Source organism: Nonomuraea sp. NPDC049480 (assembly GCF_044465905.1).
In the GTDB taxonomy this organism is placed as follows: Bacteria; Actinomycetota; Actinomycetes; order Streptosporangiales; family Streptosporangiaceae; genus Nonomuraea.
The window spans coordinates 117,209-132,963 of record NZ_JBITMD010000002.1; the positions used below are offsets into that span (position 1 = coordinate 117,209).

16 protein-coding genes are annotated in these 15,755 nt (G+C 70.9%); 10 read left to right on the forward strand and 6 right to left on the reverse strand.

All coding sequences use genetic code 11. From position 1 onward, the window contains the following. The first annotated feature begins 56 nt into the window (after window positions 1-56). Genes ACIBX3_RS05985 through ACIBX3_RS06005 form a run of 5 tightly spaced genes read left to right on the forward strand, consistent with a single transcriptional unit; the run spans window position 57 to window position 6,592 of the window. Window positions 57-692 (forward strand): TetR/AcrR family transcriptional regulator, encoded by a 636-nt coding sequence (locus ACIBX3_RS05985; RefSeq protein WP_397113604.1) that lies wholly within the window; start codon window positions 57-59, stop codon window positions 690-692. Continuing rightward, on the forward strand, window positions 689-2,278 hold the full coding sequence (locus ACIBX3_RS05990; RefSeq protein WP_397113606.1) for an acyl-CoA carboxylase subunit beta: 1,590 nt from the start codon (window positions 689-691) through the stop codon (window positions 2,276-2,278). Before ACIBX3_RS05985 ends, ACIBX3_RS05990 begins: the two co-directional genes overlap by 4 nt. Continuing rightward, a complete protein-coding gene (locus tag ACIBX3_RS05995; RefSeq protein WP_397113608.1) occupies window positions 2,275-4,149 on the forward strand; it encodes a biotin carboxylase N-terminal domain-containing protein in 1,875 nt (624 codons plus the stop codon). Before ACIBX3_RS05990 ends, ACIBX3_RS05995 begins: the two co-directional genes overlap by 4 nt. Continuing rightward, window positions 4,146-4,907, forward strand: a complete 762-nt coding sequence (locus ACIBX3_RS06000) for an enoyl-CoA hydratase-related protein (RefSeq protein WP_397113610.1) — start codon at window positions 4,146-4,148, stop codon at window positions 4,905-4,907. The genes ACIBX3_RS05995 and ACIBX3_RS06000 overlap by 4 nt, the downstream gene beginning before the upstream one ends. Then, the gene (locus tag ACIBX3_RS06005) at window positions 4,904-6,592 is read left to right on the forward strand and encodes an acyclic terpene utilization AtuA family protein (protein WP_397113612.1); all 1,689 of its coding nucleotides are present in this window, start codon (window positions 4,904-4,906) and stop codon (window positions 6,590-6,592) included. Before ACIBX3_RS06000 ends, ACIBX3_RS06005 begins: the two co-directional genes overlap by 4 nt. Before the next feature lie 9 nt (window positions 6,593-6,601). On the opposite strand, the gene ACIBX3_RS06010 is transcribed toward ACIBX3_RS06005, so the two are convergent. Next, window positions 6,602-7,474 (reverse strand): ROK family protein, encoded by an 873-nt coding sequence (locus ACIBX3_RS06010; RefSeq protein ID WP_397114980.1) that lies wholly within the window; start codon window positions 7,472-7,474, stop codon window positions 6,602-6,604. A gap of 62 nt (window positions 7,475-7,536) precedes the next feature. On the opposite strand from ACIBX3_RS06010, the gene ACIBX3_RS06015 reads away from it, so the two are divergent. From ACIBX3_RS06015 to ACIBX3_RS06035, 5 genes are all read left to right on the forward strand, one after another. Continuing rightward, entirely contained in the window at window positions 7,537-8,343 is an 807-nt protein-coding gene (locus tag ACIBX3_RS06015) for a GNAT family N-acetyltransferase (protein ID WP_397113614.1), read from the forward strand. A 61-nt stretch (window positions 8,344-8,404) separates the two neighbouring features. Then, the gene (locus ACIBX3_RS06020) at window positions 8,405-9,418 is read left to right on the forward strand and encodes a phosphotransferase family protein (protein ID WP_397113616.1); all 1,014 of its coding nucleotides are present in this window, start codon (window positions 8,405-8,407) and stop codon (window positions 9,416-9,418) included. Window positions 9,419-9,524: 106 nt separating this feature from the next. Beyond that, window positions 9,525-9,785, forward strand: coding sequence for a hypothetical protein (locus ACIBX3_RS06025; RefSeq protein WP_397113617.1), 261 nt, complete (start codon window positions 9,525-9,527; stop codon window positions 9,783-9,785). A gap of 57 nt (window positions 9,786-9,842) precedes the next feature. Beyond that, complete coding sequence (locus ACIBX3_RS06030; RefSeq protein WP_397113619.1) at window positions 9,843-10,694, forward strand: helix-turn-helix domain-containing protein; 852 nt, start codon at window positions 9,843-9,845, stop codon at window positions 10,692-10,694. A 72-nt stretch (window positions 10,695-10,766) separates the two neighbouring features. Continuing rightward, window positions 10,767-11,030, forward strand: a complete 264-nt coding sequence (locus ACIBX3_RS06035; RefSeq protein WP_397113621.1) for a hypothetical protein — start codon at window positions 10,767-10,769, stop codon at window positions 11,028-11,030. A gap of 9 nt (window positions 11,031-11,039) precedes the next feature. Here ACIBX3_RS06035 and ACIBX3_RS06040 read toward each other — a convergent pair whose 3' ends face one another. The 5 genes from ACIBX3_RS06040 to ACIBX3_RS06060 form a co-directional block, all read right to left on the reverse strand. Beyond that, entirely contained in the window at window positions 11,040-11,219 is a 180-nt protein-coding gene (locus tag ACIBX3_RS06040; protein ID WP_397113622.1) for a hypothetical protein, read from the reverse strand. A 177-nt stretch (window positions 11,220-11,396) separates the two neighbouring features. Next, window positions 11,397-11,759, reverse strand: coding sequence for an ATP-binding cassette domain-containing protein (locus ACIBX3_RS06045; protein WP_397113624.1), 363 nt, complete (start codon window positions 11,757-11,759; stop codon window positions 11,397-11,399). A 185-nt stretch (window positions 11,760-11,944) separates the two neighbouring features. Continuing rightward, the gene (locus tag ACIBX3_RS06050) at window positions 11,945-12,400 is read right to left on the reverse strand and encodes a hypothetical protein (protein ID WP_397113626.1); all 456 of its coding nucleotides are present in this window, start codon (window positions 12,398-12,400) and stop codon (window positions 11,945-11,947) included. Between the two features lie 229 nt (window positions 12,401-12,629). Continuing rightward, window positions 12,630-14,576, reverse strand: a complete 1,947-nt coding sequence (locus tag ACIBX3_RS06055) for an ArnT family glycosyltransferase (protein WP_397113628.1) — start codon at window positions 14,574-14,576, stop codon at window positions 12,630-12,632. Further along, on the reverse strand, window positions 14,573-15,748 hold the full coding sequence (locus ACIBX3_RS06060; RefSeq protein WP_397113630.1) for a glycosyltransferase: 1,176 nt from the start codon (window positions 15,746-15,748) through the stop codon (window positions 14,573-14,575). Before ACIBX3_RS06060 ends, ACIBX3_RS06055 begins: the two co-directional genes overlap by 4 nt. Window positions 15,749-15,755: the final 7 nt, after the last annotated feature.

The window sequence follows — 15,755 nt, forward strand, 5'->3', positions numbered from 1 at the left end:
CGGCCCGCGGCCGCTTCCCCTTCCACCGGCGCGATCTGACGGCTACCGTAGCTGACGTGATCGTCAGATCCTCCCCAGTCCTGACCTCCAGGGGCAAGCGGACGCGGGCCGCGTTGCTGCAGGCCGGGCGTGAGGCGTTCGAGGAGCACGGATATGACGCCGTGCGGATCGACGACGTGTGCCGGCGGGCCGGGGTGTCCCATGGGTCGTTCTACACCTACTTCGACTCCAAGGAAGCGCTGTTCGGCGAGGTGGCGGAGGCGGTGGTCGGGGAGATGTTCGCGGCGAGCGTCGTCGGGGACGCCGCCTCCGGCGACCCGTACGCGCGCATCGAGGCGGCCAACCGGCTCTACCTGCGGGCCTGGGTCGCGAACTCACGGCTGGTCAGGATGCTGGAGCAGGCGGCGGTCGCCGACGGCCGGTTCGGGCGGTTGCTGCTGGAGCTGCGCGAGGTGTTCGTGCGGCGCGGCGCGGAGGGGCTGCGGCGGTTGCAGGAGCAGGGGCTGGCGGACCGGTCGCTGGATCCGAGGCTCACCGCCGTCATGCTGGGTGGGATGGTGGAGCATTTCGCTCATGTCTGGCTGGATCTCGGGGAGCAGGCCGACGAGGAGCGGGCCGTGGAGCACCTGACGCGGCTGTGGGCGCGGGCCATCGGGTTGACGCCGGCGTCAACTACGGAGGGCGGCCAATGATCAGGAGCAGGCTCGATCCGGCCGGCGAGGACTGGCGCAGGCGGCGGGAGGCGATGCTCGCCAAGCTGGCCGAGCTCGACGCCGAGCATGCCAAGGCGGTGGCCGGGGGCGGCGACAAATACGTCGAGCGGCATCGCCGCCGCGGCAAGCTCCTGGCCAGAGAGCGCATCGAGCTGCTCGTCGACGCGGACTCGCCGTTCCTGGAGCTGTCGCCGCTGGCCGCCTGGGGCAGCGAGTTCCAGGTCGGGGCCGGCATGGTGGCCGGGATCGGGGTGATCGAGGGCGTCGAGTGCGTGATCACCGCCAACGACCCCACGGTACGCGGCGGCGCGTCGAACCCGTGGACGCTCAAGAAGTCGCTACGGGCGGCCGACATCGCACTCCAGAACCGCCTCCCGTACGTGAACCTCGTCGAGAGCGGCGGTGCGGACCTGCCGACGCAGAAGGAGATCTTCATCCCGGGTGGCCGGATATTTCGGGACCTGACCAGACTGTCGGCGGCCGGGATCCCGACCGTCGCCCTCGTCTTCGGCAACTCCACGGCCGGCGGCGCGTACGTGCCCGGCATGAGCGACTACGTGGTGATGGTCCGGGAACGCGCCAAGGTGTTCCTGGGCGGCCCGCCGCTGGTCAAGATGGCCACCGGGGAGGACTCGGACGACGAGTCGCTGGGCGGCGCCGAGATGCACGCCCGGATCAGCGGCCTGGCCGACTACCTGGCCCAGGACGAGCACGACGCGCTCAGGATCGGGCGGCGCATCGTACGATCGCTCAACTGGCGCAAGCAGGGTGTCGTGCCACACGCCGCGCGGGAGCCGGGATATCCGGCGGACGAGCTGCTCGGCATCGTGCCGGAAGACCTCAAGGTGCCGTTCGACCCGCGCGAGGTGATCGCCAGGGTGGTGGACGGGAGCGAGTTCGAGGAGTTCAAGTCGCTCTACGGGGCCTCCCTCGTGACGGGGTGGGCGCGGATCCACGGCTACCCGGTGGGCGTGCTGGCGAACGCGCGCGGCGTGCTGTTCAGCGAGGAGTCGCAGAAGGCGACCCAGTTCATCCAGCTCGCGAACCAGTCGCGCACCCCGCTGCTCTTCCTGCAGAACACAACCGGCTACATGGTCGGCAAGGACTACGAGCAAGGCGGCATCATCAAGCACGGCGCCATGATGATCAACGCGGTCGCCAACTCGACCGTCCCGCACCTGACGATCGTCATGGGCGCCTCGTACGGCGCCGGCAACTACGGCATGTGCGGGCGCGCGTACGACCCGCGCTTCCTGTTCAGCTGGCCGAGCGCCAAGTCGGCGGTGATGGGCCCCGCGCAGCTGGCCGGGGTGCTGTCCCTGGTGGGGCGGGCCTCGGCGCAGGCCAAGGGGCAGGAGTACGACGAGGAGGCCGACGCGGCGATGCGCGCCATGGTGGAGGCCCAGATCGAGGCCGAGTCGCTGCCGTTCTTCCTGTCGGGGCGGCTCTACGACGACGGGGTGATCGATCCGCGCGACACGCGCACGGTGCTGGGCATGTGCCTGTCGGCGATCAACAGCGCCGCGGTGCCGCCGGCGGCGGGATACGGGGTGTTCCGGCCATGATCACCCGTCTGCTCGTCGCGAACCGGGGCGAGATCGCCCGCCGCGTCTTCCGCACCTGCAGGTCGCTCGGCATCTCAACGGTCGCCGTCTTCTCCGACCCCGACGCGGACGCGCCCCACGTGGCCGAGGCCGATCTCGCGGTACGGCTGCGCGGCGCCAAGCCGTCCGATACCTACCTGGCCGTCGACCGGATCATCGAGGCCTGCCGGGCGTCCGGGGCGGACGCGGTGCATCCCGGCTACGGCTTCCTGTCGGAGAACGCCGGCTTCGCGCGGGCGGTGCTGGCGGCAGGGCTGACCTGGGTGGGCCCGCCGCCGGCGGCCATCGAGGCCATGGGCTCCAAGATCGCGGCGAAGCGGCTGATGGCGGAGGCCGGGGTCCCGGTGCTGCCCTCGTTCGACGTGGCCGCACCCGGGGAGTTCCCGCTGCTGGTGAAGGCGTCCGCCGGGGGCGGCGGGCGGGGCATGCGGATCGTGCGCGAGGTCGGGGAGCTGGCGCGGGAGGTCGCCTCGGCGCGGCGGGAGGCGGAGGCGGCGTTCGGGGATCCGGCCGTGTTCGCCGAGCCGCTGCTGGAGCGGGCCAGGCACATCGAGGTGCAGGTGCTGGCCGACGCGCACGGGACCGTGTGGGCGCTGGGCGAGCGCGAGTGCAGCATCCAGCGGCGGCACCAGAAGGTCGTCGAGGAGTGCCCTTCCCCCGGGGTCTCGTCCGAGCTGCGCGAGCGGCTGTGCGCGGCCGCGATCAGGGCCGCCAGGAAGATCGGGTACGTCGGGGCCGGGACGGTGGAGTTCCTGGTCAAGGCGGATCGGGTGGCGTTCCTGGAGATGAACACCCGGCTCCAGGTCGAGCACCCGGTCACCGAGCTGGTCCACGGGGTGGATCTGGTGCGGCTGCAGCTGGAGGTGGCCGAAGGAGCCGCGTTGCCTCCGGTTCCTCCGGAGCCGTCCGGGCATGCAGTGGAGGTGCGGCTCTATGCGGAGGACGCCGGCTATCTCCCGCAGTCGGGGGTGTTGCAGCGGTTCGAGATCACCGGGGATGTGCGGGTGGATTCGGGGGTGGAGTCCGGATCGGTGGTCTCGCCGTACTACGACCCGATGCTGGCCAAGGTCATCGCGCACGGGTCGTCCCGGGCGGAGGCGGTACGGAAACTGGTCGCGGCGCTGCGCCGGGCGCGGCTCCACGGCCTCACCACCAACCGGGATTTGCTGCTGAAAATCCTGACAAATCCGGAATTCGAGGCGGGTGACACCCACACCGGCTTGCTGGCCCCGGACGGTCCCGTTCACGCCGACGGGCCGGAGCCGATCGGCGAGCTGCCCGCGCTGGCCGCGGCCCTGGCCATGGCCGCCGCCAACCGCCGCCGCGCCCCCGTGCTGGCCGGCATGCCGAGCGGCTGGCGCAACGTCCGCTCCCAGCCCCGCCGCGCGCACTTCAAGGAGACCGACGTCGTCTACGATCCGCTGCCCGAGGGCGTCACGGCGATCAGCGCCGAGCCGGACAAGGTGGTGCTGGAGCGCGACGGCGTACGGCAGACGTTCGAGATCGCCCAGTACGACGAGGACGGCCCCGTCCACGTCGACCACGCCGGCGGACACGCCGAGCTGACCCCGGTCCCGCGCCTGCCCGAGCCCGTCGAGCACGTCGCGCCCGGCTCCCTGCTGGCGCCCATGCCGGGCAGCGTCCTGCGGATCGAGGTGGAACCCGGCGAGCGCGTGTCGAAGGGCCGGCCGGTGCTGGTGCTGGAGGCGATGAAGATGGAGCATCGGATCATCGCCCCGGCCGACGGCGTGGTCTCCGGCGTGCACGTCGAGAAGGGACAGCAGGTCGAGGCGGGCGCCGTACTGGCCATCATCCAGGAGGAAGATCGATGACGAGCCTCGTGCAGCAGGAGCTGGCGGACGGCGTCGCCACCATCACGCTGGACTCGCCGCCCAACCGCAACGCGCTGTCGGTCCGCCTGCTCGCCGACCTCAAGGACCGGCTCACCTGGGCGCTCGCCGAACCCGGGTGCCGGGTGATCGTGCTGACCGCCACCGGGACCGTGTTCTGCTCGGGCGCCGACCTGAAGGAGCAGCGGGCCGCGGGCGCTCCGGTGACGGGGGCGCTCCCGGAGATCTTCACGCTGCTCTGGGAGAGCCCGAAGCCGGTCGTCTGCCGCCTCAACGGCACCGCGCGGGCGGGAGGCCTGGGGCTGGTGGCGTGCTCCGACTTCGCCATCGCGCCGCTGCCGGCGTCGTTCGCTTTCACGGAGGTACGCCTCGGCGTCGCGCCCGCCATGATCTCCGTGCCGGTGCTCAGGAGGGTCGATCCCCGGGCGGCGGCCGAATACTTCCTGACCGGCGAGGTCTTCGATGCCGCCAGGGCGGCCGAGATCGGGCTGCTGACGCGGGCAGTGCCGGAGGACGAGCTGGACGCGACCGTCGCGCACTACACCGAAATGTTGATCAAGGGCGGCCCGGAGGCACTGGCGATCACGAAGCGGCTGGTCAGGGAGGTTCCGGGGCTGCCGTTCGACGAGGGGCTGCGGCGGATGACGGAGCTGTCGGCCGAGCGGTTCACCTCGGAGGAGGGGCAGGAGGGCATCGCGGCGTTCTGGGAGAAACGGCTGCCGAAGTGGGCGTCGCCATGACGTTCAGGATCGCCAACTGCAGCGGCTTCTACGGCGACCGGCTCTCGGCGGCGCGCGAGATGGTCGAGGGCGGCCCGATCGACGTGCTCACCGGGGACTGGCTGGCCGAGCTGACCATGCTCATCCTGGCCGGTAACCGCCTCAAAGGCCGCCCCGGTTACGCTCCGACGTTCCTGCGCCAGCTGGAGGACGTCCTCGGCCCCTGCCTCGACAAAGGCATCAAGATCGTCTCGAACGCCGGCGGCCTGGACCCGGCCGGCTGTGCCGAGGCCGTGCGCGAGCTGGCCGCGCGGCTGGGCCTGTCGCCCAATGTCGCGCACGTCATCGGCGACGACCTCACCGGCCGGCCGCTCGACCTGGTCAACGCCGACACCGGCGAGAAGCTCGACGCGACCCCGCTGACCGCCAACGCCTACCTCGGCGGCCGCCCCATCGCGGCCGCGCTGTCGGCGGGCGCGGACGTGGTGGTGACCGGCAGGGTGACGGACGCGGCGCTGGTCACGGGGCCGGGCATCTGGCGGTACGGCTGGGGTCCCGATGATCTCGACGCGCTGGCGGGCTCGGTCGTGGCCGGGCACGTCATCGAGTGCGGCTGCCAGGCGACCGGGGGCAACTACGCGTTCTTCCAGGACGTTCCGGACCTGGCGCACTGCGGCTTCCCGATCGCCGAGCTGCGGGCCGACGGGTCGGCGGTGATCACCAAGCATCCCGGCACGGGCGGCATGGTCTCGATCGGCACGGTGACCGCGCAGCTCGTCTACGAGATCGCCGGGCCGCGCTATCCGGGTCCTGACGTGGTGGCCAGGTTCGACACGATCACGCTGACGGAGGACGGACCGGATCGGGTGCTGGTGTCGGGAGTCCGGGGAGAGCCGCCGCCCGGCACGCTCAAGGTCGCCGTCAACTACCTGGCCGGATACCGCAACACGATGACGCTGGTGCTGACGGGCCTGGACGTCGAGGCGAAGGCCCGGGTGGCGGAGGAGGCGATCTGGGCGCGGGTCCCGCGCGAGTCGTTCGACCAGGTGGACGTGACGCTCACGGACTCGGGGCTGCTGCGGATCACGGTCATGGACGCCGACCGGCACACGGCCGGCCGGGCCTTCTCCGCGGCCGTGGTGGAGACCGGCCTGGCCAGCTATCCGGGCTTCTACGGGCTCACCCCGCCGGGCGACGCCTCGCCGTACGGGGTGTACTGGCCGGCGCTCGTCCCGTCCTCCGAGGTCCGGCCACGGGTGTTCGTGAACGGCGACGAGCTGACCTTCGGCGCCTCGCCGCCTGCCGCCGTGGCCGCGTGCCCGCTCCCGGCCCCGGGACGCCGGGAGCGGGTGCGGACGCCCGGGGACGGCGGGCCGGCGGTGCGGGCACCGCTGGGGCGGATCGCCGGCGCCCGGTCGGGTGACAAGGGCGGCAACGCGAACCTGGGGGTGTGGGCCGACACTGCCGGCCGTTACGACTGGCTGGCGGGCCGGCTGACGGTCGCCGAGCTCAAGGGGCTGCTTCCGGCGCTGGCGTCGTACCGGATCGACCGGTACGAACTGCCCAACATCAAGGCGCTCAACTTCGTCGTCCACGGCCTGCTCGGCAGGGGCGTCGCGGCGAGCCCGCGCATGGACCCGCAGGCCAAGGCCCTCGGGGAGGAGCTGCGCGCCCAGGTCATGGACATTCCCGCCGCGCTGCTCTGAGCACCGGGATCACGCCCGCCATCCCAGCAGCCCCGCCCCCAGCAGCCCGGCCTGTCCGCCGAGGCGTGAGGCCCGCAGGCCGGGAGCGGGGCGGAAGGCGAGGCGCTCCCGCAGCCGGGCGCGTACCGGATCGAGGAGGGCGTCGCCCGCCAGGGACAGCCCGCCGCCGATGACGATCAGCGCCGGGTCCAGCAGCAACGTGTACGTGGCCAGCGCCAGCCCGAGCGTATCGACCGCCTCCCCCCACACCGCCCCTGCCGCGTCGTCCCCCTCCCGGACCCTGCGGAGGACGTCCTCGGCCGAGGTCTCGCCGCACCGGGCCGCGATGGCCCCGGCCGAGGCGTAGGCCGCCAGGCAGCCGCGCTGCCCGCACCCGCACGGCAGCCCGTCCGGCCGGACCGGAATGTGCCCGATCTGCCCGGCCCAGCCACCCGTGCCGCCGTACAGGGAGCCGGACAGGACGACCGCGCCCGCGATGCCCGTGCCGATCGGGAGGAACAGCACGTCCTCGCCGCCCTCCCCGTAGACCAGCTCGGCCTCCCCAGCGGCGCGCACGTCGTGTCCCAGCGCCACGGGCAGGTCCACGTCCGCGAACGCGGAGACCGGGACGTCCCGCCACCCGAAGGCGGCCGAGAAGACCGCGTGCGTGTCCGTGACGAGCCCGGGCACCGCCAGCCCCACGGCCGCCGGCCGCGTCCCGGCCCGCGGCCGGCACAGGTCGGAGACGAAGGCGGAAATGGCGGCGATCACCCGGTCGGCCCCTTCGGCGCGGGGCGTGGGACGGCGCTCGGTGTAGAGGATCGTCCCGTCACGAGCGACAAGTCCGCCTTTCATGGTGGTTCCGCCGACGTCTACCGCAGCAACGCACTCCACCCCGGCCATCCCCTCCCCGCCCTCGGCAATCACTTTGAGATCAGCATCCCCTATAGAGAAAGATGTCTCCTATGACCCCTCGCCGTCTCACCCTGGACGACCTGGACGACTGCGCCCGCCTGGCCGAGGATCGCGGCTGGCTGCCCGAGCGCCACAAGTGGCGCCTGCTGTTCGAGGTCGGCGAGCCGTACGGCTTCGACGCCCCGGACGGCGACGGACTGGCCGCGACGAACATCCTGACACGCTACGGCGACGACCACGCGGTGATCAGCATGGTCCTCACGGCTTCCAGGTTCGGCCGGATGGGGCTGGGCCGCCGGCTCATGGAGCACGTGCTGGAGCGGGCCGGGACCCGGACCGTCTCGCTGTACGCCACCGAGTACGGCCGCCCCCTCTACGAGCGGCTCGGCTTCCGCACCGCCGGGACGGCGGCCAAGCACGGGGGTGTCTTCACCGGCGAGCCCTCGAATCGCACCCGCCGCGCCACCCCGGACGACCTCGGCACGATCCTGGCGCTCGACGCCGAGCTGTTCGGCACGGACAGGTCCGCGGTGCTGCGGCGGATGTTCACGTTCGGCGAGCAGGTCAGGATCTCCGGCGGCGGCTACGGCCACTGCTGGCGCAACGACGACAACACGGTCATCGGCCCCGTCGTGGCCCGGGACGAGGAGACCGCGCGGGCGCTGATCGGCGACCTGGCACTGGAGGTGGGCGGCGAGGTGCGGATGGACTTCGGCCTTTCCCACGAGTCCATGATCAAGTGGGCGGGCGAGCACGGCATCACCGAGGCGTGGCGGGTCACGCGCATGGTGCGGGGTGGCGACCTGCCCGGCGATCAGGCCCGTCAGTTCCTGCCGTTCATGCAGGCCCTTGGTTGACCGTGTCCACGGCGCTCTCATAGGGTCGCCGCCAGAATAACGTTCTGCCAAAGGGTGGTACATGACCTCTACGCACATCGACGTCAACGCCATCGACTTCGACGCGCTCGGCACGTGGATGGACGCCGAGGGGCTGCCCGGCGGCCCGATCACGGAGGTGGCGCCGGTCCTGGGCGGCACGCAGAACGTCATGGTCCGCCTCGAGCGCGGCGGCCGCGCGTACATCCTGCGCCGCCCGCCCCTGCACGCCCGCCAGAAGAGCAACGAGGTGCTGCGCCGCGAGGCCCGGCTGCTGGCGGCGCTGCGCGGCACACCCGTCCCCGCGCCCGTGCTGGTGGCCGCGCAGACCGCGCGCGAGCCGGTCTTCTATCTCATGGAGCCGGTGGACGGGTTCAACCCGTCGACGGGACTGCCGGAGCCGCACGCCTCCGACCCGGCGATCAGGCATCGGATGGGGTTCGAGGCCGCCGCGGCGCTGGCCGAGCTGGGGCGGGTCGATCCGGGCGTGCTGCCGGGCTTCGGCCGGCCCGAGGGGTTCCTGGAGCGGCAGGTGCCGCGCTGGCTCAAGGAGCTCGACTCTTACGCCGACCTGGACGGCTACCCCGGCCCCGACATCCCCGGCCTGCGCGAGACCGCCGGCTGGCTCACCGAGCGCCTCCCCCGGTCCTTCACCCCGGGGATCATGCACGGCGACTACCACTTCGCGAACCTCATGTTCGCCTGCGACGGCCCGCGCGTGGCCGCGATCGTGGACTGGGAGATGTGCACCATCGGCGACCCGCTGCTCGACCTGGGCTGGCTGCTGGCGACCTGGCCGTCCAACAACGGCCACGTGCCCGGGCTGCCGTCGCCGCAGAAGCTCGTCGCCTACTACGCGGCCCTGTCGGAGCGCGACATGTCGGCCATCGGCTGGTACGCGGTGATGGCCTGCTTCAAGCTCGGCATCGTGCTGGAGGGCACGCACGCCCGGGCGTTCGCCGGCAAGGCGCCCAAGGACATCGGGGACCTGCTGCACGCGACGACGCTGGGGCTGTTCGAACGGGCGCGGGAGTTCATGGACGGCGTTCTCGACTGACCGAATATCACGTTTTCCCGGAACTTCCGGAAAAACGATCATATACTTCCCTATGCGACGTACAATTGCGCGCAATTGCTCTACGTATTTTCGGGGAAGGATCGTCATGCGCATGCGGTTCCTCGGCTCCACCTCGGAGGCGGGCGCCTGTCCCACCCTGTACGAGACCGACCGCGGCACCATCGTGGTGCAGGGCCTCGAAGTCACCGACGCCGAGGCGCTCGCGGACCTCCGCGACGTCCTCGACGGCGAGACCGCGGTCGAGGTGCCCCGAGAGCTCATCACCGAAATCGCCCGCCGGGTCCTGCCCGAGGGGGCGGCAACCGCTTTCCCGACCAGCACAGGAACACCTACGGCAACCGGTTGATCACAATTGCGCCTGGGGCTGGCATGATCGCCGCAAGCGAGACTAGCCTCTTGCGGCGTGACGTCGTTTCAGCAGGCGCGCATCGACCTGGGCGGCCAGCTACGCCAATTGCGCGAGGCCGCCCACCTGTCGGGCAAAGAGCTGGCCGAGCGGGTGCGGTGGCAGCCGTCCAAGGTCTCGCGGCTGGAGAACGCCCGGCAGACCCCTTCCGAAGACGACGTGGTCGTGTGGGCGCAGGCCGTGGACGCCGCGCCCGACACGACGGACGAGCTGATCAGGCAGGCCCTCGCCCTGCAGGAGCGGCACGACAGCTGGAAGCAGCGCTACCGCAGCGGCCTGGCCGCCATCCAGGAGGACATGCGGGACCTGGAGGCCCGCACGAAGCTGTTCCGCGCCTTCGAGCCGGGCATCGTCATGGGCCTGCTGCAGACCGCCGAGTACGCCAGGCACGTCTTCCGCAAGGTCAAGCGTCTCTACAGCGCCGCCGACCAGATCGACGCGGCGGTGCGGGTGCGGATGCAGCGGCAGGAGATCCTGTACGACCGCAGCAGGACGTTCAGGTTCGTGGTGCCGGAGACGGCGTTGCACACCATGCTGGCCCCGGCCGACGTCATGCGCGGCCAGCTCGACCGGCTGCTGGCCGTGAGCACGCTCCCGAACGTCGAGTTCGGCGTGATCCCCTTCGGCACGGAACTGCCGTCCGCGCCGATCAACGGGTTCTGGATCTACAACGAGGCCATGGTGGGCGTGGCCACGATGACCAAAGACCTGGTCATGCGGGATCCCGACGACATCGCCTTCTACGTCCAGGCGTTCGACGACTATGCGAAAGTGGCCGAGTTCGACGAGGGCGGACGAGAGGTCATGATTCGCATTCTTCACGCTTACCGGAAACAAAACTCACATTAACCGCAGCAATTGCTTGCCTCCTCCCCCAAGATCGTGCAATTCTGGCGCGAGACGTTGCGGAGGTGACGCAAGATGCTTGATACCGCGCTCAGCCTCGAGCGGTTCGCCTGGCATGCGGGTCGTCACGCCGACCTGTCCGTCCAGAGTCTGGCTCTGTCCAGCGATCCGGCGTACGTAGCGGTTCGCAACCGTTTCTCGGCCACCCTCGCGGAGACCGTGACGTGCTCGGAGGAGGGCGCGTTCGTCACGTCGTGGGGTTACCGCCTGGGCACCACCGAGGACGTGGAGTCCGCCGCCGCCCGCCTCGCCTTCCTGCTGGCGGCGCTGCCCGCCTGACCGCGCGGATCAGCACCCCGCCTTGTAGGAGGGTAGCCGGGCGATCAGCGCCTGCACGACACCGTCCTCGAGCTGCTTGACCTGCGCCGGGCCGGCGTCGAAGCCGACCATCTTGACCTCGCCGAGTTCGCCGGCCTGCCGCAGCGTCGACCCCGCGCCGGTGGCCGAGTTGAGGTTCGTGGCGAACACCCCCGGCCAGATCCGGGTCCTTCGCCAGCGCCGCGCTGACGGTCCTGGACGCCTCGCTCACGTCGTCGTGCGAGTACTGGACGCCGAGATGGGCGATCTCCGGATGGTTCGTCTTGATCTCCTCCTCGAAGCCCTTGATGCGCGCGTCCACGGTGCTGACGCCCGGGTCGGTGGAGATCACCAGCACCTTGCCCTTGCCGCCGATCTACTCCGACAGCGCCTTGGCCGCCGCCGCACCGCCCTTGAGGTGGTCGGTGCTGATCCTGGACAGGCCGATGCCTGGTCCTCCACCACCGTGTCCACCAGGAAGATCTTGATGTTCTGCTGCTCGGGGCTGAGGCCGGCGCAGAGCGCGAAGTCCTGTTGGACCGTCTCGATCCCGGCGGTCCTGGCCTCCTCGACGGACCCGGACGCGACGGCCGCGCCGTCGATCTCAATCGTCCCCTCGTCCGGGCGCTCGGCTCCTGACAGGATCTTCGCCGGCGTGGACTTGCCCGCGCCGTTGTCGCCGATCAGCGCTACCACCTCGCCGGGCAGCAACGTGAAACCGCGCCGCGCAACGCCTCGACCTGGCCGTAGCTCTTCGTGATCCCGCGAGCGTCGAGCAGGGGTGCGGCCATAACACCATCAAGAAGCGGCCTGAAATCGTTGTCAAGACCGAAAACGCTCATGAGAAGAGCGGGCCCGCGACTCGGACGGGCCCGCTCTTCGGCATGGGGCGCGATCTAGTTGACGCTGGCCGAGTCGACGTCCGGCCGGTCGACGTCGAGCTTGCGCTGGATGGCGATGAGGATGCTCATCATCTCCGTCTGACCGCTCTGCAGGCCGACGACCTTGGTCTCCAGCCGGTCAAACCGGGCGTCGACCTGCTCGAACCGGGCGTCAATCTGCTCGAACCGGGCGTCAATCTGCTCGAACCGGGCGTCAATCTGCTCGAACCGGGCGTCGACCTGCTCGAACCGGGCTTCCATCTTCGCTTCGAGGCTGTCGACCTTGTCTTCGACCCGGGTGACCCGCTCGTCGAGCTTGGTGACCTTGCCGTCGAGGACCTTGACGTGGTTCGCCACGCCGTTGATTCGCTCGGTCAGCTCCTGTCCCAGTTCGGCCTGGTCTGCCCGGACCCGGATGAACTCGTTGTCCAACGCCGTGCCGAGCTCACAGCAGATTTCCTTGAAGCTCAAGGTAGTCCTCCCTTACTTTGGGGGGTGAGGGGGACCGGGGATATATCCGATCTCCGGTCTTCCTCGTTCTTGACGCCTCGAAGATACCCCTCCGATCGCCGTTTCGCATCGGAACCGAAAGAAGTTTCCCCAGCTCAAAGGGCATATCGCGGCATTAAATCCGGACTCATCCGCCTATATCGAAGCGAAAAAATTTGGGACGCCGACAAGCTCGGCGCCCCTTGCGCAATTACGCCGTGCAGTCGTATAGACCGTCCTGTCCGTCCACCGCCGCGCAGTTCTCCTGAACCCAGCTCGTCACCTCCGGATCCCCCCGCCCGGGACCGCCGCCGGCACCGCCACCGGGCATGACATACCGAAGCTGACCAGACGACACGAGCTCCTTCAGACGATCCACCGTCATGGCCGGGTCGCTGCCCGTGAAGCCGCCCATGGCGATCACCGGCTTGCGGGTGGACAGGATCAGCGAGGACGCCTGCTGGGCACTGCTCACCGCGACCAGCCAGGTGGCCTTGCCCTGGTTCGCGACGAGGTACTTGGCCATGGAGTCGCTCACCCCGCCCCCGGGCCCGCCGCGCGTGAATCCGGACGGAGGTCGCTGGCCGTTCGCGCGGCCGGGGAACTGGCCGCCCTGCATGCCTCCAGGGCGCCCGAACCCGCCCATGCCGCCCGTGGAGGGACCGGCCGTCGGATTGGCGCCGTTCACCTGGGACTGCAGCGGCGTGACCGCGTACGCGGCCGGCCCCGCCAGCCCGGCGATCACTGCGGCCGCCAGCGCGATCGCCGCCACCCTGAGCGTGATCTGCGCCCGCGCCCGGGCCAGGACCAGCACCGCCACGGCCACCAGGGTCGCCCCGAGCACGACCCAGGCCAGCCACGGCGCCCAGTCGGGCGTCCGGCGCAGCACGACGAAGGACCAGCCGCCCGTCGCGGCCACCGCGAGCGGCAGCGCCCACGCCCAGGCCCGCGACCGCCGGTACGCCTGCCACATGACCACCACGCCCATCCCGCTCAGCGCGGCCACGGCGGGCGCCATTGCGGTCGCGTAATACGGGTGGAAGGTGCCGCTGGAGAAGCTGAACACCACGTAGTGGACGACGAGCCAGCCGCCCCACACCAGCCACGCCGCCCCCGACGGCCCCTCACCGAGCCGGCGCAGCCGCATCACGACGGCGAACGCCAGCGCCGCCACGCAGAACGGCAGCAGCCAGGAGATCTGGCCGGCCATGATCTCGTTGAACAGCCGACCGGCTCCGGACTCCCCGCCGAAGCCGGCGCCTCCGCCGGCACCGCCGGCCGCGCCGCCCTGGCCGAAGATCCGGCCGAGGCCGTTGTAGCCGATCACCAGGTCCCAGACGGAGTTGTCCGTCGAGCCGCCGATGTAGGGCCGCGAAGCGGCCGGCCACAGGTCCACGATGACCATCCACCAGGCGCTGGACACCACCAGCACCGCGCCCGCCGCCAGGAGGTGGCCCACCCGCTTCGGCCGGGACACCCGGGCGCACGCCAGGTACGCCACCGCGAACGCGGGCACCACCAGGTACGCCTGCAGCATCTTGGCGTTGAACGCCAGCCCGACGAACAGGGCGGCGAGCAGCAGCGACCGCAGCCGCCCCGTCCGCAGCGACTCCAGGCAGAACCAGGCCGCCAGCACCAGCAGCAGCACGAGGATCGTGTCGGGGTTGTTGTCCCGGTTGATCGCCACGGTGATCGGCGTGAGCGTCATGACGACGGCCGCGACGAGGGCGGCCGCGTGCCCCGCCCGTACTCCGGAGAAGGCCCGGCGCACGGCGGAGAACACCAGCCCGACGGCGGCCACGCCGGCCACCGCCTGCGGAATCAGCATGCTCCACGTGCTGTAGCCGAAGATCCGCGCCGACAGACCCATGACCCACAGCGCCAGCGGCGGCTTGTCGACGGTGATGAAGGACCCGGCGTCGAGCGCGCCGAAGAAGAACGCCTTCCAGCTCTGGGTGCCCGAGACGATGGCGGCGGTGTAGTACGTGTTGGCGTTGCCGCTCAGCGCCCATGCGTAGAGGACGAACGCGGTCGCCAGCACCGCCCACAGCGCGGGGCGCGACCAGCGGGGATCCTTCTCGGCGCCCAGGAACAGGCGGGCGGGCAGGGCACGGTTCACGGCGGCCCGGTGCGCGGGCCGCGTCTCAGTCGTGATCATCGCGTGGCCCTCCGCTTGGGGTTGAACACCCACACGCGCAGGAGAAGGAAGCGGACGAGCGTGGCGGCCGCGTTCGCGACGATGACCGCGATCAGCTCCACCCCGTGCGAGACCCCGTCGGGCAGCAGCGACAGGCTTCCCGAGGTGAGCGCCAGCCCGACGAGGAACGCGATCAGCCCTTCGAGCTGGTGCCGCATCGCCCCGGCCGGCCCGGTGACGCCGAAGGTGAAGCGCCGGTTGGCGGCGGTGTTGGCCACGGCCGTGACCAGCAGCGCGACCGCGTTGGCGGCCAGCGGCGGGACCACCTGCCGCAGCAGCGAGTACAGCGCCAGGTAGGCCAGCGTGCTGATCACCCCGACGATCGCGAACCGGGGCAGCTGCCTGGCCATCCCCTTCGGCAGCTCGGCCCGCTGCACCCGGGTGGGCACGGGGATGCGCGCGGCGCCGGACAACGTCTTGCGCGTCACCCTCGCCAGGCCGCGCAGGTCGTCGAGCGCGGTCCGCGGGATGTCGACCCGGCTGTCCGGATCGTCCACCCAGTCCACGGGCACCTCGTGGATGCGCAGTTCGTGCCGCTCGGCGAGCAGCAGCAGCTCGGTGTCGAAGAACCACTCCTCGTCCTCGACGCCCGGCAGCAGCGCCTGGGCGATCTCCGTGCGGACGGCCTTGAACCCGCACTGCGCGTCCGAGAACCCGGCCCCCATGACCGAGCGGAGCAGCAGGTTGTACGAGCGGGAGATGAACTCCCGCTTCGGGCCCCGCTCCACCCGCGACGCCCTGGCCAGGCGGGTGCCGATGGCCAGGTCGCTGTGGCCGGACAGCAGCGGCGCCACCAGCGGCAGGAACGCGTCCAGGTCGGTGGACAGGTCGACGTCCATGTAGCTGACGACGTCGGCGTCGCTTTCCGACCAGACCCTGCGCAGGGCTCGCCCGCGGCCCTTCTCCTCGAGGTGGATGACCCGTACGTGCGGCAGCGCCTCCGCCAGCTCGGTGGCGATCTGCCAGGTGTTGTCCGTGCTGGCGTTGTCGGCGATCGTGATCCGGAAACCGTAGGGGAAGTTCCCTGTGAGGTAGGCGTGGAGGCGGATGATGCTCGCGCGCAGCGCCCGTTGCTCGTTGTAGACCGGAACGACCACCTCGACCAGGCGCGTCCTGACTGCTGTTGTTTCCATGCGCCTA